Raw genomic sequence first — 20,263 nt, 5'->3', positions numbered from 1 at the left:
AACGCTAAACGAAGCATTGACATGACTCAAGCCATACATTTACTATTCTGGTTTAAGGAACTTCAAAGGAGAAGGCATGAACAAAAGCTTTCTGAACAGATCCATCGCCGTCGCATGCGGTTTCGTCTTAGCTCTATCCGGAATTTCTGCGGCTTACGCTGGCGGCAAACTCACGGACTACAACACAACCGTTAGCAAGTTCAATGGCAGCGGGTATAGCGGCTACCAAACGAAATCCGTTTCCAGCAAGGCTGGCCGACTCGAATCCAAGTCTGTTGGAGGAAGATACACAGTTGACGCGCGAATGAACGCTGCTTCCGGTACGGGCCCCTGGGTGCGGAGGATAAACGACAACGATCACAGAGATCTGCCTAACGGAGTCGGGGCTAAAAAGAAGACTCGTGTGCAGTTCAGCACCAACCTCACAACCCGAGTGAATGTCCAAGTCTCAGGAAAGTGGAAGAGCAACTGAAACACGCAATAGTCAGCGTTTTTCCCCAGCGAGTATTTCCAGCGCTCGCTGGGGAAAAGCCTCTCTCAGCAGCCAATGTCAAGCGATTTGCGCCGACCGCTGCGGTCGGCATTCTCATCGCCTTCACTCCTGTGCTCTATGGTTCGCTAGCGGCACCGTCGAACGTCATCGCCGATCCGGCTGATCTTTTCATTTTTTCGATCGGCAACGTTCTGCCGCTGCTGTTCGTCTTCTACGCAGCGCTTCTCTATGTGCCCGTCGTGCTCCAGGAGACTCAAGCCGCTGGATGGATGCCGATCATCGCTCGCCGGGGACGGAGTTCCTATGTTGGAACCCACGTTGTTCGCTCAGCTGCGATAGGAGCACTTGCGTTTGGCTCAGCTATCGGGTTGGCCGCAATGTGGGCCTTTGCCATTGCACCCGCATTCGACCAGGTCGCCTTCATGCCAGAACAACGGGTTCTTCCAGTGGCAGAAGACATGACATTCAGCCAGTTTGCGCACACAGGAACCTGGAAATTCGTCGTCTTCATGATTTTCTGGACTGCTTTCCACGGCATGCTCTATACGGTTCTCTTCACAGCACTGGCAATGCACCTGCGCAATCCATTCCTGGCGCTGCTCCTGGGCCCCGCAGTTGTTTTTCTTGTCGGCACCGCTCTGGCAATCGCACAGCTGGAGATGTTCATGCCTGACAACGCTGTGCTGCCGACCGGACTGGAACAGGGACCACTCCACGAGCCGGTCATAACAACCTGCGTCGTACTGCTCACGGTCCTCGGCACGGTCGGCTTTACGCTGTGGTCTCCTCGCTTACCCCGGGCGCTGCAATGAAATCGGCGCACGCTCGGCGCCCCCAGAGCACAGCTGCGCCGATTCGCTTTTCTCAAGTACTGCCCGGTCCCGAAGTTCTGCGAAAAGCCAGTCTCATCTTTTTAGCGAGCGCTGGGGTCTATTTTGTCTTCGGTCTTGTTTTTCCTCCTATCCCTACAGATGCGCGGGTTTCTTTTTGGGAGTCGGTTGTTGCGGGTTCGCATGACCCGTACCCCCTGCTGTATGCAGTGTGGCCAGTTTTGATCATCGCCAGCGCGACTGGCCAGCAGAGCTCCATGTCTCCCTTGCGAATTCTCCGGCGGGGCACAGTGAGGGCGGCCGTTGCCTCGGAGGCGGTCACCGGTGCATTCGCAGGGCTCGCTGCAGGTGCGGGAGCTGCGGTCGGCTCTGCAATCACTGCGACAGGAAACGGTCTAAGCCTGTCATGGAGCAGCTTCGCCACAATCCCCGGTGACGCCGCTGGGTCACAGGTGCTCAGCGCATTCGCACTCGCAGAAACTCCAGTCCTCAGCGCACTCCTCGTTCCGCTATTCGCATGGGCTGGAACCTTGGCGGCTGCTGCCGCAGGGCTCGCAGTGGCGTACCGTGTCTCAGTTTTTGCACACAGGATTTCAGCCGCCTTGTTGATCCTTCTGCCACCCGTCCTATTCCGGGCAGAGTTCCTTCCGCTAACGGTGAATCCGATCTCTTTTCTTTTGCCGATACATCCGAGCGCAAACGGCCTGAGCGTTTGGATACACCCCTGCATCGCCTTCAGCATCGCGACATTAGCTGTCATACAGGCCGGAGCTGGAATCCACACCGCCCTTCGAGTCCTTCGAACACCTCGAAGCGTGTGGTTTCTTACAGCACTCGCTCTAGCCTGGATGCTGTTGCTGCTCGCATCCCCAGAAGACACAGCGGCGGATGCGCTGTTCTACGGAACGTCGCCTGCCGGACTGTCCTTCGTCCACTGGGCTTATGGCGTGATCGTCTGGCTGGGACTGGCGATGGTCTCGCTTGTCCGCTGGTCCGGGTGGGTCCTTCCCCGATTCTCTCTTGTAGCCCTTCGGCACGGAACAGCGTCACGCGTACTGATCCGCGAACTGGTGACCGACACGGCGCGCACACTCGTTTCAGCTTCGGCCTTTGTGCTTCTCTGCGCAGCCAGCGGCATGATCTACGGCCTCACCCCGGCTGTCTGGACTGACTGGCTCGCAGTCGTACTCGGCGGGACTGCCAGCTCCATGGCAACGATCATGTTGGCCCTGGCCGCAGTATGGGCGACTTCGCGAATCGGTTCTGCCGCGCTCGTCCTAGTTGCGGCAGGAGCATCCACTTTGCCCGCGGCGAACCCGCTATGGCCTGCACCTTCCGCAACTGGTTTTCTAGGTGCTTGGGAATCCTCCTGGACCGCGGGCGCCTCAGCAATCAGCTTCTGCAGCAGTGCTGCCCTGCTGATTCTGATCTCCAAATTCAGACCTCTGCCAGAAGCAGACAGACACTGACCTGCTCTCCCTCACCCGACTACATCGAACGGTGGAAACCATGAATCAGCCGCTTGTGCATATCGACAACGTATCCAAGTCCTTCAAAGGCACAGAAATCTTTCGATCAGCGTCAATGGAGATCGAGGAAAACCGAATCCACGGTCTTCAAGGCCCTAACGGCTCAGGGAAATCAGTCCTATTCAAAATGATCGTCGGACTGCAGCGGCCCGATTCCGGAAGCATCCGATTGGACCAAAGCCTCAGAAGTCCCCGCGCTGATTTCCCGACCGAAGTCGGGGTCGTGATCGACCGTCCGGCCTATCTTGGCCACCTCACAGGCTTAGAGAATCTACTCGATCTGGCCCGCATTCGTCGGGTCATCGGCCCAGATGAGGCAGCCGCGGCAATGGAAAGAGTCGGCCTCGACCCAAGCCTCAAACAAAAAGCTCGCAACTACTCTCTCGGCATGAAGCAGAAACTGTCTATTGCCCAAGCCTTTATGGAAGGTCAGAAGATGATCATCCTCGACGAAGCATTCAACGGGCTCGATGACAGCAGCGTTGAGCGGATTCGCACGCTCCTGCACGAGCTTCGGGAAGAAGGTCGCACTGTGCTTCTGACCAGCCACAATCAAGCAGACATCGACGCTGTGTGCCAAAACGTGTGGAAAATTGATCAGCTGCAGATTTGCCGCACCAGGTGACCGGCACCTCGTCAGCCTTGTGGTTCCACGAGGTGCCGGAAGCTTCCCGGGCTGCTCCCCCGGGCACTTGGCTCACCAGGAGCCCCGGCACTCACGTGCCGGTCAGTTCTCTCCAAGTTCCGGCAGGCCCGGCAGGATGTCATCAGCTGCGGCTTCGGTCAGACCGGCAGCGCACATGAGGTCGTGCGCCAGCGGGCGCAGCATGAGAATGATCGTTTCGTCCAGACGGTCTTCAACAAAAGGGGCCTTGACGTCCAGGCGTGCCGCCACCGATGACAGGTACTCTTCGGCCGGCACGCGGGACGTACCGCGGCGCAGCGCAATGCCGAGCATCGAGCTGCCCTCGGCGAGCGCATCGATGAGACCCGAGATCTCCGACCTGGCCTCGCCCGTCTGGGTCAGCGTGACCGATCGGCGCGCCACAATCCGCACCATGCGCATGGAGCGGTCCGCGTATTCGGCGGCGCGGGCAAGTCGGTTGACCTCGGCTGCGTAGCGGCGTGACCGCGCGTTGATGCGAGTGGCTTCCTTCGACACGTTGACCGAACTGTGCCACTGGTCGACAAAGCTCTGGGTGTCACGCGCCCGTTCCAGCGCGCGCTGCGCCGCTCCTGTGTCCGCCGTTCGGATGCTGCGCGAAATGGCCTGCAGAATCTCAGAGATCTCATCCAGCAGAGACGCCGCTCGGTCTCGCGGGGCCTTGCGCGCGTCGTGCGGCACGATGAGGCTCATGAGGATTGCGACAGACGCGCCGACAGCAGCGTCGACGGTTCGATCAAAGGGATATGCATTCAGCGCAGGTGGAACCGTGACCACGTAGATGGACTGCACACCGATCTGCGTGATGAACAGCGGGCCGGAATTGATGAGCGCGCCCACGAGGATGCCGCAGAACATGACCAGAGCCATCTGCCAGATGCCCGTGCCGAACAGCGACAGCACCACCTCGCCGGCCAGCACGCCGAAAATCGCGCCGATGCCGAACTCTGTGGCCCGCCGCAGACGACGATCCGTGACAACACCCGTTCCCACCGTCGCGGCGACGGCCGCCAAGAACGGATACTGGTGGCCAAGCACCAGCAGACAGAACGAATACGCCACAACAGCGCCGATGACCACCTGCAGATACTGGCTGAAGTTCGCCTTGATGCGGCGCAGACCCAGCCGAGCGCGCAGCCCCACATACGAACCCAGGCGTCTGGCCCGCGACGGCTGCTTGACTGTACTCACTGACGCACCTCCTCCTGAAGTCTATATATCCACCCTCAGCGAAATATGAAAAGCTGTTCGGCGGAGGACCAATGACATCAAATCTCACTCGCAAAGAAGCACAAGAACGAGCACGTCTGCTCACCCTCGACACCTACCGCGTCAGCCTCGACGTGTCCGGTGCACCCAACCGTGACATCCCCACCTACGACTCCGTGACCACCGTGACGTTCACCGCGGCGGAAGACGCCACGACGTTCATCGACATCATCGCCGAATCGGTGTACGCCGTCAGCATCAACGGGCAGGACCTCGATCCGGCTGAAGCCTTCGACGGCTTCCGCGTGACCTTCCCCGTCGCGGCCGGACGCAACGAACTGACCATCGGAGCGAAAGCGCTGTACTCGCGCTCCGGTGAGGGCATGCACCGATTCTTCGACCCGGCAGACGACAAGGTCTACCTGTACACGCAGTACGAACCGACCGACGCTCGCCGCGTTTTCGCCAACTTCGACCAGCCGGACCTCAAGGCTGTCTTCGAATTCGAAGTGACCGCCCCGTCTGACTTCACGGTGCTGTCCGGCGGAGCAGTTCAGCACTCCGAAGAGGTCGCTAAGGACATCACGCGGCACAGCTTCGCGCCCACCCTGCGCCAGTCGAGCTACATCACGTGCGTGTGCGCCGGCCACTACGTCGAACTCACCGACTCCTACACCCGCGCCGGTGCCGGCGAAAACGGCGCAGACCTCACCATCCCCCTGGGTCTGTACGCCCGGGCCAGCCTCGCCGACCACATGGACCCCGAATCCATCTTCACGGTCACGAAGCAGGGCCTGGACTTCTTCATGGACTTCTTCGACTACCCCTACCCATGGGGCAAGTACGACCAGATCTTCGTACCCGAATACAACCTCGGCGCCATGGAGAACCCCGGCCTGGTGACATTCACCGACGACTACCTGTTCCGGGACGCCGTCACTCGCCGCCAGCTGGAAGGCCGCGCCAACGTCATCCTGCACGAAATGGCGCACATGTGGTTCGGGGACCTGGCAACCATGACCTGGTGGGACGATCTGTGGCTCAAAGAGTCCTTCGCCGACTACATGGGCGGACTCGCCCTGGCCGAAGCCACTGAATTCGACGACGGCTGGGTGTCCTTCGCACTGTCGCGCAAAGACTGGGCGTACCGCCAAGATCAATACCCCACAACCCACCCGATCGTGGCCGACATTCCCGACGTCGAAGCCGCAAAGCTCAACTTCGACGGCATCACCTACGCCAAGGGCGCATCAGTGCTCAAACAGCTGGTCGCCTACGTGGGCATTGACGCCTTCCGCGAAGGCTCCCGCCAGTACTTCCGCGATCACGCCTACGGCAGCACCACGCTGGAGGACTTCCTGTCCGCACTCGATGCGGCAGCACCGGACCGGGACGTACGAGGCTGGGCTCAGGCTTGGCTGCAGACCACCGGCATGAGCGAAATCGGCATCGACCTGGACGTCGACGCAGACGGCACCATCACCGCCGCCAAGGCCTACCAGCGCAACTGCGACAGATCCGACGTGCTGCGCCCGCACACCATGCGGGTGGGCATCTTCACCAAAAACGGTGCGTCCCTTGACCTCACGGACATGTTCACGCTGGACTTCGACACGGCAACGGCCGATATCCCCCAGCTGATCGGCAAGCCCGCCCCCGACCTCCTGCTGGTCAACCACGGCGACGACGACTTCGTCAAAATCCGTCTGGACGAACGCTCGACCGCTACGGCGCTGCGCCACGTCAGCCGCCTGGCAGACCCCATGGACCGGGCGCTGGTCTGGTCGGCACTCACCAACGCCGCCCGCGACGGGCTGCTGCCCGTGACAGACCTCATTGAGGCCCACGCACGCTCCCTCGGCCGTGAAGACCACGCCGGCATCGCCGGCGGGATGCGCCAGACAGTGCTCGGCGCACTCGACCGATGGACGGCCGACGCCGAACACCCAGAAGCGCTGCGGTCACTGCTCGGCTCAGCCCTCGACGCCCTGGCGACGGCCCCATCTGGTTCCGACGTCCAGCTCGACCTGGCCGAACTGACACTGCTGCTGGTACAGCGCTCGACGGTGCTCACCCAACCGCACCCCGTAGACGCCGCTGGGCGTCAATTGGCATCGACAGTGCTCGACGCAGAACTCGGCAGCACACTGACCGACGGGGCGGACAACCTGAAAATCGACCACTCACTGCGCTGGCTGGCACTGACCGCGCTCGTCACACAGGGCTGGGCCGACCACGAAGACATCGATGCGGAAGCAGCACTCGACAACACCGGTGCGGGAGCGCTGCGAGCACGCACAGCACGGGCGGCCATGCCTCTGGCACTGGCCAAACAGCGTGCGTTCACCGCAGCCGTCGACGACCACACACTGTCCAACGACGCGCTGAGTGCCACCATCCAGGGCTTCACAGCACCGAGCACCCTGCCGCTGTGCGAACCGTACGTGGAACAGTACTTTGAGCGACTCGAATCGTTCTGGGCTGACCACTCAATCGAAATCGCACGCCGTCTGGTGCTGGGCCTCTACCCCACGTGGGGCAAGGACCTGCAGCGCGTGCTCGACCTGACGAACACGTGGTTGGACGAACACCCGCAGGCACCCGCAGCACAGCGACGCCTGCTGGTGGAACTCGCCGACAACCAGGCCCGCGCCATCCGCCTACGGCAAGCAGGCGAAGGCGCAGACCAGGCCGGCGGCACCTCGGGAGCCTGAGAGCCCCGGGCGACTAGAGGATCAGAAGAGCTCTTCGGCCAGAAGCTCGAGAGTCCGCTCCCTGGCGACCGAAGTGCCCAGGTCCTCGTCCGCGTAACCGCCGGCAACCGCCTGCATCATCACTTCGTCGACGCCGCCCTCGGCTGCCAGTTCGCGCAGCTGACGGGCGGCGTCCTTCGGTGTGCCGATGATGTAGGTCTGCGCGAGCTTGTCCGCAACCGCGCGGTGGCCTGCGGACATGACCTCGTCGGTTTCCCGCCCGACGGTCGGCATGGAACGCATGGGAGCACCCACCCGCAGGTTCGCCATCTGGTAGAGGAAAGGCTGTGCGAGGCTCCACGCCTCTTCCTCGGTTTCAGCAACAACGACGTTCGCCGTCATGAAGCTGCGCGGCTGGCTTCCGAACTGGCTTGCTTCGAACTGGTCACGGTACGTCTGCATGGCCTGCTGTGCGCCGCGGCCGGCAAAGTGATTGGCGAACACGTAGGGCAGGCCGAGCGCTGCCGCCAGCTGGCTTGAGTAATTGCTCGAACCCAGGAGCCACACCTGGGCCGCCGGATTGACCTCAAGCTTCGGGGTAGCGCGCAGCGTGTGCTTGCGATCGCCGAACAGCTCCACGTCCAGGCCTTCCGGACTCAGCAGGCGCAGAATGTCCATGACGTGCTGCGGGAAGTACTCCACCGGGTCAACCGGCTGGCCTTCACGATTGACTACCTGGCCATCCCCCAGGTGACCCCACATGGCCATGCGCGTAAACGGGTCGGTGCCCGGTGCACGCCCAATGCCCAGATCAATCCGGTCACCGTAGACGGCAGCCAGCAGGGAGAACTGCTCGGCAACGGAATACGGAGCGTGGTTGGGCAGCATGACACCGCCGGAGCCCAAGCGGATCTGCTTGGTGTTCTGGCCCAAGTGCATAAGCTCGACAGCCGGGTGGCTCGATGCAATGGCCGGCATGTTGTGGTGCTCAGCCACCCAGTAGCGGGTGTAGCCCAGCGCATCGGCCTTTTCCACAAACGACTTCGAGGCCCGCAGGGCATCACTGGTGGTCTGCTCGCCGCGTACCGGCACAAGGTCAAGAATCGAAAGCTTCAACGGTGATTCAGTCATAATCCCGGAACACCCCTGAGCCGCGAGTAATTCCCCAGAACCGCCGAGGTGGGGCTGGGGTGGACTGCCGAGGCGGGGCTGAGGGTCCGCTGTCCTCTTGCCATGTGAGATTTCACTGGGCTGAAAGCGAATCGGCGCGTAGATTACCCGCTATGGCACCCGGGAACACGAACTCACCCAGCAGTGACAGCGGCCGCGGGAGCGGCACCTCGTCAGCAGTACACACAGGCAGAGCAGCCGGCGACCAGCAGACCCGCAGCGCACGGCTGGCCGTGACGGCATTCCCGGTACTGGTGGTGCTCGGCGGGCTTCTGGGAGTCGCCGCATCCGACACGCTCGTGGCGATGAGCCCCGCGATCCCGTGGGCACTGGGCGTGGTCATGTTCCTCATGGGGCTGACGCTCACGATGCCGGACTTCGCCCGCATCGCCAAACGCCCCTGGGCAGTGCTGATCGGTGTTGCTCTGCAGTTCACCATCATGCCGCTGGCCGGACTGGCAATCGTCCGCCTGCTGGGTCTGGAGCCCATGCTGGCCGTCGGCGTCATCCTCGTAGGCTGTGCGCCCGGCGGCACAGCATCGAACGTTGTCACCTACCTGTCGCGCGGCGATGTTGCGCTGTCGGTGACCGTGACGACGGTGTCAACGCTGCTGGCTCCCCTGCTCACGCCGATCCTCACACTGTGGCTTGCCGGTTCCTACCTCGAGGTGTCGGCCGGGGCGATGATGCTCTCGATCGTCAAAACCGTGTTCGTGCCGGTCGTTTTGGGTGTCATCGTGCGGCTGTTTGCGGCACGTGCAGTGGAGGCCGTTGCACCGGCCCTGCCGTGGCTGTCGACCATCACGATCACGCTGATCGTCGCGGTGGTCGTTGCCGGTTCCAAGAGCAGCCTGGCATCCGCCGGACTCATTGTTCTGCTGGCCGTCATCCTGCACAACGCCGTCGGCCTGGCGCTGGGCTATGGGGCCGCCAGGCTCACGGGTCTGTCCCCCGCCCAGCGCCGCGCGCTGTCCATTGAGGTGGGCATGCAGAACTCCGGGCTGGCGGCGTCCCTTGCCGCAGCCTATTTTTCACCTCTCGCAGCACTGCCGGCCGCTGTTTTCAGCGTGTGGCACAACGTGTCCGGAGCAATCATCGCCGCGCTGTTTGCCAGGGCTAAAGCCGACTAGAACAGCAGAAACGCTTCCGGCCGCTGCGTGATTGCAGCGGCCGGAAGCGTTTCTGCGGCTTAGCCGCGCGGTGAGGGCAAGCCCCACCGCGCGGTTCAGATCATTTGCCGAGTGCCTTGGCGAAAGCCTCTTCCATGACGTCGAAAGCGTCGTCAAGGAGTTCGTCCGAAATGGTCAGCGGCGGCAGGAAGCGCAGCACATTGCCGAACGTACCAGTGGACAGAACGAGAACGCCCTGCTCAGCGCAGTACTTGACGACATCACCGGCGAGCGTGGGGTGCGGTTCGGTGGTGCCTTCGACAACGAGTTCGACGGCCTGCATAGCACCGCGGCCGCGGATGTCGCCGACTTCTGCGAAGCGCGACTGCAGCTTGGTGCAGCGGTCAACCATCTTTTCGCCGATCTCGAGAGCACGCTGGGCGAGACCGTCCTGTTCGTAGGCTTCGATGGCGCCGAGAGCACCGGCAACGGCAACCGGGTTGCCGGAGTAGGTGCCGCCCAGGCCGCCGCCGTGCACCGCGTCCATGATTTCGGCGCGTCCGGTGACTGCCGACAGCGGCAGACCGCCGGCGATGCCCTTAGCGGTGGTGACGAGGTCAGGGGTGATGCCCTCCCATTCGGAAGCGAACATCTTGCCGGTGCGGGCAAAGCCAGCCTGGACTTCGTCAACGACGAAGACGATGCCGTTCTTCTGCGCGTACTCCTGCAGAGCCGGCAGGAAGCCCTCGGCGGGGACGATGAATCCGCCCTCACCCTGGATGGGCTCGATGACGATGGCAGCGACGTCTTCAGCGCCGATCTGCTTGTCGATCATGGTGGTGACGCGCTTTGCGGCTTCTTCACCGGACAGCTTGGTGCCGTATGCGGCGTTGTCGCGGAAGGGGTAGGACATGGGTGCGCGGTAGACCTCACCGGCGAACGGGCCGAAGCCCTTCTTGTACGGCATGGCCTTCGCGGTCATGGCCATCGTGAGGTTGGTGCGGCCGTGGTAGGCGTGGTCGAACACGACAACCGCGTTGCGCTTGGTGTAGCTGCGGGCGATCTTGACGGCGTTTTCGACCGCTTCGGCACCCGAGTTCAGAAGCAGGGTGCGCTTTTCGTGGTCGCCGGGGGTCAGGCGGTTGAGTGCTTCGGCAACTTCAACGTACGCCTCGTACGGGTTGACCATGAAGCACGTGTGGGTGAACGCGTCCAGTGCCTCCTTGGCACGGTTCACAACGCGCGGGTTCGAGTTGCCGACGTTTGTGACGGCAATGCCTGCACCCAGGTCGATGATCTGGTTCCCGTCGATGTCCTTGAGGATGCCCCCACCGCCGGCGACGATGTAGGCCGGCAGCGAACTGCCGACACCGGCACACACTGCGGCCTTGCGGCGCTGCTCGAGTTCACGGGACTTCGGTCCGGGGATTTCGGTTACAAGTTTGCGTTCCTGTGGCAGGCTCTGCCCGCCCTGCTCCAACGTAGTCATGAGGTCAGTGTAGAACTCTCTGACGCGTTCGTGCAGACCGGCTCACCTGCCAAGCCGACGCAGATCAGCTTCGCGGTTGATCTGCGGCAGACCGACACGGTTTTCGCGCTTGAAGGCAACGATTTCTTCGACCGTGGTCGGCAGCTTTTCGTCTTCGTCTCCGGCAACCAGCAGCTGTGCGTCAGGGCTGGTTCCGCGGCGGATCAGAGCAAGCGCCACGGGCCCGTACTCGTAGTGGATCGCGGTCGAGGTCAGGTGCCCGATCACCCGTTCGGCACCTCGGACTTCGGCATAGACTTCCGCGCCCGGGCGCGGAATGGTGTGAGTCGAACCGTCGACGTGCAGAAACACCAGGCGGCGCGGCACCTGACCCAGGTTGTGTACGCGCGCCACGGCCTCCTGACCGCGGTAGCAGCCCTTGGCCAGATGTACGGCGGTGCGCAGCACGTCGAGTTCGCCCACGAGCGTTTTCGAGTCAACGTCCTGCGGGGACGGCCGCCAGTTCTCGATCCTCAGGGCCTCCCAGGCGTCGCGGCCGGCAACGCCGCCGGGCTGCCAGTCGCGCAGCTGCTCCCGCGGGCACAGCTGGATGCGCAGGTCGTTCGTGTGGCCCGGGTGTTTCGGTGAAGCCTGTTCCTGGCCCAAGTCAAGGGCAGCATACGAGGCGGAGCCGGCTCCGATTGCAGGCCACGGGTCGTTCCACTCGGCTTGGACGGGAAGCCCTTCGGGTGCCGGGCCGACCGTGCCAACGCACTGGAACTCAGGAGTGCGGTCGGTGATTTCTGCGCGCATCATGAAGCGCATGGAGTTCAGCCATTCGACGGCTTCTTCACCGCCGGTTTCGAAGATCAGCCACAGGCTGTCCTCTTCCGCGATGATCCGCACCCAGTGTTCGATGTGCCCGGTGGCCGACAGAATGAGCGTTTCGGTGCTCGTTCCCGCCGGCAGGTTCTCCAGTGACTGCGTTGTCAGGGAGTGCAGCCAGCGCAGACGGTCTTCGCCGGTGAGCGTGTACACGCGGAAGCTCGAAAGGTCAGCGACGGCACGGCCGGCGGCGAGGTCACGCTGTTCCTTCAGCGGCATGCCGAAGTGCTGGACTTCGTCTGCGCGTTCGTCGATGCCGTAGACGGCTGCAGAGCGGGGGTAGCGAAGCGAATTCACGAATCTCCTGACTGTTCGACGGGGAATACTGCGTTGAGGCTTCTCAGTCCGGAACGGTTGTGTGCCTACAGTGCTGCTAGGACGCAAGCCGGGTTGTGGGCTTCAAAGTGTCGTACGTCTCGTTCAGCACATCCTGGGACTTGTACAGCTGTGAGCGCACTGACCTCCACGCACCGGTCTCATCCACATTGTTGAGAGTGTCTCGGGCGCCTTTGAGCTTCTTCATAGCCTCTGGAGTGTCGGCCGCTGCCGATCCAAGGTCCTTCAGCGCACTGATGCGCTCGGCCAGCGACTGGTCGTCGTCGCCCTTGAAGGCCGAAGTCGACTGGGCAAGCTTGACCACGGTCGGTGCAGCTTCATCGACGACGATGATGAACTGGTCGAGGATCGTGGCAACGATGCTCACGTTCGTGTCTAGGTCAGTGGACTTGCGCAGAACCGGCATGGGGAACTTGTCGATTTCCTTCCGCGCCGCGTGCAGTTCGTCCGAGGCCTTCTTCCGTGAAGCTTCGGCATTCTGCGGGTCGTCGCGCAGATCATCAGCGAACTGCCTGGCCGCTTCAACCGCGCTGTCCGCATGGGCGCGGATGTTCTGATACCGCACCGTAGCCGTCCCCACGACCGCCACGAGGAACCCCGCAATGACTGCGAGCACAACGAAGATTGACACGAAGATCGCCAGATTGCGCCGTCTGCGGCGTCTGCGCTCTTCGAGTGTCGGCCCGTCGTACCAATCCAGAGGGTATTCGGCGGTGTGGTCGACCGTCATGGAAACCTTGTCAGGCGACCTTCTTCAGCCGCGCTGAAGCGTGGCTGCCCAGCGGGTTGCCGAGCGCGGCCATGTCCCATGCCCACAGAAGATCACCTTCGACCAGCCCGTACATGCGGGTGGAGGACTTGTATTCCTTCGAGGTGGTGGTGCGGGCAACGAGGTCTGTCGCCAAGTCAATGCGCGGACCCTTGACGCGGCCGGTGTAGAGCTCCATGATGCCGTGCGGCTGAACGATCGACACTTCGAGCTCGAAAGCGTCGTCGTCTCCGCGCAGCTTTTCGACGGATTCGGCCGTCGTGAACGGGGTGTCCGCTGTGGGCACCATGAGTCCCGGACCGGCATCGTGGGCCTCGCGCTTGCGCACCAGCTGCCAGATGCCGGTTTCCATGGTCAGCGTCTTGTCGATCTTGCCGTCGTCGTCAAGCGTGTACGCCTGCGCCGTGTAGTGCAGGAACGGGGCTCCGACAGGGGCGACGAAGTCGATGCGCTGGCCGAACTGGGTGTCGGGAGCGTCAGCGTAGCCGACAACGCCAACACCCTCCCAGGACCCGATGACCCATGCCAGCGGCACGAGCTCAGGAGCGAGGTCCGTAGGGATTTCGGTGACCATCAGCGGCGGCTCTTGAAGAGGTTGGTGATGACCTTGGCCGCAACACCGATGGTGCCGAGGCCGGCGAGGGCAACAAGAACGGTGAAGAAGGTTTCGAGAACCACGAAGTTATCCATGCCATCAGTGTACCCAGGGCGCGATTGGAAAGAAGACGCGCCCGGCACATCGTCAGTCGACCTGACCACCCGGTCACAGATCAGGTCAGATCATGGGGAAGATCAGCGGCAGCTGATCGAAGATGTAGACAACCACACCGCCGAGCGCAATAGGTGTTCCGCCCAGGGTGAGGTTGACGCCGACTTCGCGGACTTTGCTGCGGTTGGGACTGCGCCTGGGACTGCGCGCATGGAAGCGGCCGACGGCAATCGGGGCGAGCGCACGGTCAACAGCGGCGACGAGACCGCCGAGCAGCACGCCCATGATGCTCGCTGAAACGAGAGTCTGGGTCGGATACCACCAAGCGGAATAGGCGATGAGCGCGCCGACGAGCCCCGCGATGATCGCCAACGGCGACGTGTAGCGGGCCGGGAACGGCAGGATGGATGCGCATTGAGCCAAGAAAATGGCTGACAGTCCGATGATGATCGCCGACTCATCGCCCGGCAGGCGGAAACTCGCGGCCCACGAACACGCCGCGAGCGTCACGACCACACCGGCCACCTGCGCCGACACATTGGCCACGGCGTTTGAGGCCTCAATGCCGCGCGCCAGGTTCTGCACGAACGCCCACAGCAGCGCCAAGCCCGTCAGCAGCGGCAGCCACTCCAGGTGCGGCGGATAGATGCTCATCCACGTGCTGCCCATGCCGGCCAGGCCGAACACGAACAGCATGATCGACGTCAGCCAGCGCTGCGGGGAGTCAGTCAGACGCGGCCAGCCGAAAGCGAGAACGCCGACGAGAGCGGCTGTTGCCAGGGCCACGGGTATGACGGCAACGGCCTCGCCGGCGAGCGGGTAGCTTCCCAAGAGGGAGGTTGCCCCCAAAGCGAGCGCTCCGACCAAGGCCACGAGGGCGCGAAACCATCTGTACACGGCCCTATCGTCTCAGAGCCGGATGAGTCTGCCTAATGGCGGGGAAAGCGCGGCGCGTCGATATACTGTGGCCGCGAAGCCGGAAACCCGATCGCCGCGAAAGGTGGCAGCAGCTGTGTCCTGGGATATTCACTCTCCCGCCCGCGTTGACGGAAGCGTCCGCAGCCTTCTTGCAGAAGCGCAGCGCGCAGACGGCGTTCCCCCACTGTCAGACGGTGTGCTCGATGCGGCGGATGCCGCCGACACGATCACTGTCGCTCTGGTCGATGGCTCGACCGTCGTCGGCTTCGGAATTGCCACGGGGCTGGGCTCCCGAGGTGCCGTCGAGTTCACAATCCACCCCGACTTCAGAGGTCAGGGACTGGGCAAGAAGCTGTGGACCGAACTGCTGGAGCGCCTGCGGGCTGAGGGAAGTCAGCACACCACGTGGCCGTGGTCGCACGGAAACCACCCGGCTGCCGCGGCTCTTGCCGCCGAATACGGCTACACGCCGCAGCGCACTCTTCTGCAGCTGCAGACCCCGCGCGTGGAAAAACTCGAACTGCCGCCGCTGGATCTGCCGGCTGGCGTTTCGCTGCGCACTTTTGAAACCGCGGACGAAGAGCGCTGGCTGGAAATCAACAACGCTGCCTTCTCCTGGCACCCGGAACAGGGCAACCAGACCATTGAGGACATTCGCGGCCACACCCGCAGCGCTGATTTCGACCCGCGCGACGTCATCATCGCCGAACAGGACGGCCGGGTCATCGGCTTCCACGACACCAAAATGCACCCCGAACACGTTTCCGGTCTGCTGGTGGGCGAGGTCTACGTCATCGCTGTAGATCCCAGCGTGCACGCAAAGGGCATCGGCAATGCACTCATGGTTGCCGGCATGGGCGACATGATCGACCGCCGCGGAGCGCAGATGCTCGAGCTCTACGTAGAAGACGACAACGACAAGGCCCTCGGCCTGTACGACCGTCTGGGGTTTGCACACCGTATTGCACACATCAGCTACGCCCCGCCGCAGGCTGAGGACACCGCTGAAACAACGCAGGGAGAACGCTGATGTACGACGTCGCCGCCAGCGGGAAGAAACACGACCTTCCCGAACCACAGGACCGCTACCTCGACCGCGAACTGTCGTGGCTGGCGTTCAACGAGCGCGTGCTCACCATGGCGGACGACCCCGAAACCCCGCTGTTGGAGCGGGTGAACTTCCTGTCGATCTTCGCGTCGAACCTCGATGAGTTCTTCATGGTCCGCGTGGCCGGCCTCAAACGCCGCATCGCCACGGGACTGGCCGTGCCTTCTGTCACGGGTGCCCAGCCGCGAGCGGTCATGCGGTCCATCAACAAGCATTCGCGTGCACTGGCCAAACGCCACACGCGGCTTTTCCTCGACGACATCAAGCCCAAGCTCGCCGATCAGGGCATCCACTTCGTGTCGATGGACGAACTCACCGCGCGCGAACACAAGCGGATCGACCGCTTCTACCGCGAGCGGGTCTTTCCCGTTCTCACTCCCCTGGCAGTCGACCCCGCGCACCCCTTCCCCTATATTTCGGGGCTTTCGCTCAACCTCGGCATCCTGCTGCGCCACCCCGCGACAGGATCGGAGAGCTTTGCCCGCCTCAAAGTGCCCGGCCTGCTGCCCCGATTCATCAACGTGTCAGAGTCCCCCGACGGAAACCGGGTGGTGTCACCAGAACACCCCGCCCGCTTCGTCACGATCGAAGACCTCATCGCCACGAAGCTCGACACCCTTTTCGAAGGCATGGAGATTGTCGGCTATTCGCTCTTCCGCGTCACCCGCAACGAAGACATGGAAGTCGAAGAAGACGAAGCCGAAAACCTGCTCAAGGCGCTGGAAAAAGAACTCAGCCGCCGCCGCTTCGGCCCGCCCGTCCGTTTGGAAGTCACCCACGACATCCACCCCCGCGTGCGCGCGCTGCTGCAGGAAGAGCTCGACCTCGCCGACACCGAAATCATCGAACTGGACGGTCCGCTCGACCTCACGGGACTGTCGGTCATTGCGGACATTCCCCGTGACGACCTGCACTTCCCCCGGGCCGTTCCGCGCATGAACCGCGACCTCGCACCCACCGAAACCGCCAACCAGGTCGACGTCTTCGAAGCGACAGCGGAACGCGAAATCCTCCTGCACCACCCCTACGATTCCTTTTCGACATCAGTGCAGGCCTTCATCGAACAGGCGGCAGCCGACCCGCACGTGCTGGCCATCAAGCAGACCCTGTACCGCACCTCGGGAGACTCCCCGATCGTCGACGCGCTCATCGAAGCCGCCCACGACGGCAAACAGGTGCTCGCGGTCGTCGAAATCAAAGCCCGCTTCGACGAAGAGGCCAACATTTCGTGGGCGCGCAAACTCGAACGGGCCGGCGTGCACGTGGTCTACGGACTCGTGGGCCTGAAGACCCACGCCAAGCTCTGTCTTGTCGTGCGGCAGGAAAGCGACGGCCTGGTCCGCTACTCACACGTGGGCACCGGCAACTACCATCCCAAAACGGCCCGCGGCTACGAAGACTTCGGCCTGCTTTCCCGCGATCCCGTGCTGGGCGAAGACATTTCGAAGCTCTTCAACAAGCTCTCCGGCTATTCGCCCCGCTCGGACTACCAGCGGCTCGTGGTCGCACCACAGTCAGTGCGCACCAGCCTGCTGCACCTGATCAACCGCGAAACCGAAAACGCTCGCGCCGGCAAACCCGCTCGCGTGCGCATCAAGGTCAACTCCATCGTCGACGAAGCGATCATCGACGCGCTCTACCTGGCCAGCCGCGCAGGCGTGCAGTGCCAGATGTTCGTGCGCGGCATCTGCGCCATCCGGCCCGGGATCAAGGGGCTGAGCGAGAACATCGAAGTCCGCTCCGTGCTGGGCCGCTACCTCGAACACTCACGCGTGTTCTCCTTCCTCAACGACGGGAACACCGAAATGTGGATCGGCTCAGCCGACCTCATGCACCGCAACCTCGACCGTCGTGTCGAAGCTCTCGTCGAACTCAAATCAGCCGAACACATAGCCAAGATCGACGCCCTGTTCGACCGCGCGTTCGACCCGGCGACCGAATCCTTCGTCCTGGGTCCTGCGGGAGTGTGGCGGCACATCGACCGCTCACCCGACGGCGAGAAACTCGCCAACTACCAGGAAGTGACCATCGCCGACTACCGCCGTCGCCCAGGAGAGCGCCCGTGAGCCCCACCCCTGTAGCCAACGCCGGCGAATCCGCCAAGATCAAAGCCGACGTCTTTGCCGCCGGCGCAGTTCTGTGGCGTGACTTCACCGGCCAGCTGGAAGTCCTGCTCATCCACCGACCCAAGCACAAAGACTGGTCGTTCCCCAAGGGCAAAGTCGACAAAGGCGAAACACTTCCGGAAGCCGCCGTGCGCGAAGTCCGGGAAGAGACCGGGTACATCATCCACCTGGGCCTGCCGTTGCCGGACGCCCGCTACACGGTGGGAAAGAAGCTCACCAAGCACGTCAAGTACTGGTCTGCTGAAGTCACCACGACCCAAAAGCCCGCGGCCGACAACCCCAAAGAAGTCGATGAGGGGCGGTGGCTGCCCGTCGACCAAGCCATAAAAAATGTCTCCCGCCACTCAGACCGCGAACAGCTGGAGAAGCTCAAACTCGCCTACTCAACAGGTTCGCTGCGGGCGTGGCAGTTCATCATCGTCCGCCACGCCAAGGCCTTCCCACGCTCCAAATGGCACGAAACAGAAGCGCTGCGGCCTCTGCTGGCCATTGGTACGCGCCAGTCGATGGCGCTGACCGGCCTTTTGGGTTCCTGGAACATTCCCAAGCTGCTGTCCAGCCCGTGGAAACGCTGCACCGCAACGCTCAAACCGTTCTCGGCAGGCCGCGGACTGAAGATCTCCACCAACCGCTGGCTGTCAGAGAAGGCGAACACCCAAAACCCCAATAAGACCGTCAAGGTGCTGAAGAAGGTTATGGCGCGCGGCCAGACGACCGCCATCTGCTCGCACAGACCGGTGCTGCCGACATTCCTGGACGTCGTCTCCGAATACTGTGTGCCCGGCCTGGCGGAAAAGCTGCCGCAGAAAGACCCGTACCTCAGCCCCGGCGAGATCCTTGTGGCCTATGTGCGGCCGGGCTCAATTCCGAAGATCGTGGACTTCGAGCGGTTCCGCCCGATCGACTCCTGAAAACAACTGCCCGACCGACCGGTCCGAACCGATCAAACGGCAGGAACAGATCGGCACAATAGTCGCTTGAAGGCCCTTTTGTGGCGGGGGACACCGCGCCCTGGCAGAGGTTCACCTTCCGTTAACCTTAAAAGTTCCTGGGCGTTACACGCACGGCCTAGCTTTTGAAGAGCACTGAGGGAAAACCTACCCCGTGACCTCGAAAGAAAGGCACTCTTGTGAAGCTTACGCGCCTCGCACCTGCCGCAGCCGCATTCGCCGCAGCTGCAATCACCCTGTCCGCATGCGGCGGAGGATCCGCCACCGGAGAATCCGGCGGAGGCAACGAAGGCGGAGACCAGGTCTCCGGCGAACTCGTCGGCATCGGAGCGTCCTCGCAGAAGGCCGCCATCCAGTCCTGGACCACCGACTTCACCGGACAGAACTCCGACGTGACCGTCAACTACTCGCCCGACGGCTCCGGCGCTGGCCGCAAGCAGTTCCTGGCCGGCAAGGCAGACTTCGCCGGTTCGGACGCATTCATGGACGACGACGAACTCGAGCAGGCCAACAAGGTCTGCGGCGACGGCGGAGCTTTCGAATTCCCCGTCTACATTTCGCCGATCGCCATCGCCTACAACCTCGAAGGCGTTGACGAACTCAACCTCGACGCTGCCACCGCCGCAAAGATCTTCGCAGGCAAGATCACCAAGTGGAACGACAAGGCAATCGCCGACCTGAACCCGGACGCTGACCTGCCTGACACCAAGATCACGGCTGTCCACCGCTCCGACGAATCGGGCACCACCAAGAACTTCACCGACTACCTCAACAAGGCAGCCGGCGAAGACTGGAAGGACGAAGCAGCCGAAGAGTTCCCGAAGGAAGCCGGCGGTGAAGCTGCACAGGGTACCGACGGTGTTGTTTCGCTCGTTTCTGAAACCGACGGCGCAATCGGCTACGCAGACGCTTCCGCAGTTGCCGACGACCTCGGCACCGCCAAGATCAAGGTCGGCGAAGACTTCGTGGAGTACACCCCCGAAGCGGCCGCCAAGGTCGTTGACGCTTCGCCGGTCGCCGAAGGCCGCGGCGAAGGCGACATCGCTGTCGAACTCAAGCGCGACACCGAAGAAGCAGGCGCTTACCCGATCGTCCTCGTGTCCTACCACATCGTGTGCTCGTCCTACGACAGCCAGGAAAAGGTCGACCTGGTCAAGGCTTGGGAAAACTTCGTCGTGAGCGAAGAGGGCCAGGAATCGGCTGCTGAAAGCGCAGGCTCGGCTCCGATCTCCTCTGAAATGCGCGACAAGATCACCTCTGCCCTCGACAAGATCGAAGTCAAGAAGTGATCTTACGC

At 62.6% G+C, this 20,263-nt stretch carries 17 protein-coding genes; 10 read left to right on the top strand and 7 right to left on the bottom strand.

What is annotated here, in order from left to right:
• Positions 1-76: 76 nt before the first annotated feature.
• The 4 genes from HMPREF3172_RS02625 (at position 77) to HMPREF3172_RS02610 (ending at position 3,477) form a co-directional block, all read left to right on the top strand.
• On the top strand, positions 77-472 hold the full coding sequence (locus HMPREF3172_RS02625; RefSeq protein ID WP_070515181.1) for a hypothetical protein: 396 nt from the start codon (positions 77-79) through the stop codon (positions 470-472).
• The gene (locus HMPREF3172_RS02620) at positions 457-1,305 is read left to right on the top strand and encodes a hypothetical protein (protein WP_070515179.1); all 849 of its coding nucleotides are present in this window, start codon (positions 457-459) and stop codon (positions 1,303-1,305) included. The genes HMPREF3172_RS02625 and HMPREF3172_RS02620 overlap by 16 nt, the downstream gene beginning before the upstream one ends.
• Positions 1,306-2,171: 866 nt before the next feature.
• A complete protein-coding gene (locus HMPREF3172_RS02615; RefSeq protein ID WP_062020054.1) occupies positions 2,172-2,792 on the top strand; it encodes a hypothetical protein in 621 nt (206 codons plus the stop codon).
• 40 nt (positions 2,793-2,832) lie between these two features.
• Complete coding sequence (locus tag HMPREF3172_RS02610; RefSeq protein WP_062020052.1) at positions 2,833-3,477, top strand: ABC transporter ATP-binding protein; 645 nt, start codon at positions 2,833-2,835, stop codon at positions 3,475-3,477.
• A gap of 102 nt (positions 3,478-3,579) precedes the next feature.
• On the opposite strand, the gene HMPREF3172_RS02605 is transcribed toward HMPREF3172_RS02610, so the two are convergent.
• Positions 3,580-4,707: an FUSC family protein gene (locus tag HMPREF3172_RS02605; protein WP_244878100.1), complete on the bottom strand. Its 1,128-nt coding sequence runs from the start codon at positions 4,705-4,707 to the stop codon at positions 3,580-3,582.
• A 71-nt stretch (positions 4,708-4,778) separates the two neighbouring features.
• Between HMPREF3172_RS02605 and pepN the strand changes: the two genes are divergently transcribed.
• Entirely contained in the window at positions 4,779-7,439 is a 2,661-nt protein-coding gene (pepN, locus tag HMPREF3172_RS02600) for an aminopeptidase N (RefSeq protein ID WP_070515177.1), read from the top strand.
• Positions 7,440-7,460: 21 nt separating this feature from the next.
• Here pepN and HMPREF3172_RS02595 read toward each other — a convergent pair whose 3' ends face one another.
• The gene (locus HMPREF3172_RS02595; protein ID WP_218078919.1) at positions 7,461-8,549 is read right to left on the bottom strand and encodes an LLM class flavin-dependent oxidoreductase; all 1,089 of its coding nucleotides are present in this window, start codon (positions 8,547-8,549) and stop codon (positions 7,461-7,463) included.
• Positions 8,550-8,701: 152 nt separating this feature from the next.
• On the opposite strand from HMPREF3172_RS02595, the gene HMPREF3172_RS02590 reads away from it, so the two are divergent.
• Positions 8,702-9,718, top strand: a complete 1,017-nt coding sequence (locus HMPREF3172_RS02590) for a bile acid:sodium symporter family protein (RefSeq protein WP_070515174.1) — start codon at positions 8,702-8,704, stop codon at positions 9,716-9,718.
• Positions 9,719-9,818: 100 nt separating this feature from the next.
• Here HMPREF3172_RS02590 and gabT read toward each other — a convergent pair whose 3' ends face one another.
• The 5 genes from gabT to HMPREF3172_RS02565 all read right to left on the bottom strand — a co-directional run bounded on the left by gabT (position 9,819) and on the right by HMPREF3172_RS02565 (position 14,761).
• Complete coding sequence (gene gabT, locus HMPREF3172_RS02585) at positions 9,819-11,186, bottom strand: 4-aminobutyrate--2-oxoglutarate transaminase (RefSeq protein WP_070515172.1); 1,368 nt, start codon at positions 11,184-11,186, stop codon at positions 9,819-9,821.
• Between the two features lie 42 nt (positions 11,187-11,228).
• Positions 11,229-12,347 (bottom strand): CAF17-like 4Fe-4S cluster assembly/insertion protein YgfZ, encoded by a 1,119-nt coding sequence (locus tag HMPREF3172_RS02580; protein ID WP_070515170.1) that lies wholly within the window; start codon positions 12,345-12,347, stop codon positions 11,229-11,231.
• A 76-nt stretch (positions 12,348-12,423) separates the two neighbouring features.
• A complete protein-coding gene (locus tag HMPREF3172_RS02575) occupies positions 12,424-13,116 on the bottom strand; it encodes a hypothetical protein (protein WP_070515168.1) in 693 nt (230 codons plus the stop codon).
• A 10-nt stretch (positions 13,117-13,126) separates the two neighbouring features.
• Positions 13,127-13,729: a heme-binding beta-barrel domain-containing protein gene (locus tag HMPREF3172_RS02570; RefSeq protein ID WP_070428158.1), complete on the bottom strand. Its 603-nt coding sequence runs from the start codon at positions 13,727-13,729 to the stop codon at positions 13,127-13,129.
• A gap of 201 nt (positions 13,730-13,930) precedes the next feature.
• Positions 13,931-14,761 carry an ammonia permease gene (locus HMPREF3172_RS02565; protein WP_239233580.1) on the bottom strand — a complete coding sequence of 277 codons (831 nt, stop codon included), beginning with the start codon at positions 14,759-14,761 and terminating at the stop codon, positions 13,931-13,933.
• 115 nt (positions 14,762-14,876) lie between these two features.
• Between HMPREF3172_RS02565 and mshD the strand changes: the two genes are divergently transcribed.
• The 4 genes from mshD (at position 14,877) to pstS (ending at position 20,255) form a co-directional block, all read left to right on the top strand.
• On the top strand, positions 14,877-15,812 hold the full coding sequence (gene mshD, locus HMPREF3172_RS02560) for a mycothiol synthase (protein WP_176746120.1): 936 nt from the start codon (positions 14,877-14,879) through the stop codon (positions 15,810-15,812).
• Positions 15,812-17,956: an RNA degradosome polyphosphate kinase gene (locus HMPREF3172_RS02555; RefSeq protein WP_070515166.1), complete on the top strand. Its 2,145-nt coding sequence runs from the start codon at positions 15,812-15,814 to the stop codon at positions 17,954-17,956. The genes mshD and HMPREF3172_RS02555 overlap by 1 nt, the downstream gene beginning before the upstream one ends.
• Positions 17,953-18,927 carry an NUDIX hydrolase gene (locus tag HMPREF3172_RS02550; RefSeq protein WP_070515164.1) on the top strand — a complete coding sequence of 325 codons (975 nt, stop codon included), beginning with the start codon at positions 17,953-17,955 and terminating at the stop codon, positions 18,925-18,927. The genes HMPREF3172_RS02555 and HMPREF3172_RS02550 overlap by 4 nt, the downstream gene beginning before the upstream one ends.
• 218 nt (positions 18,928-19,145) lie before the next feature.
• Entirely contained in the window at positions 19,146-20,255 is a 1,110-nt protein-coding gene (gene pstS, locus HMPREF3172_RS02545) for a phosphate ABC transporter substrate-binding protein PstS (protein WP_070515162.1), read from the top strand.
• Positions 20,256-20,263 lie beyond the last annotated feature (8 nt).

It is taken from the genome of Brevibacterium sp. HMSC08F02, assembly GCF_001807555.1.
GTDB classification, from domain to species: Bacteria; Actinomycetota; Actinomycetes; order Actinomycetales; family Brevibacteriaceae; genus Brevibacterium; species Brevibacterium ravenspurgense.
The sequence above is the reverse complement of the archived record's forward strand: the minus strand, read 5'-3'. Positions and strand labels throughout refer to the sequence as shown.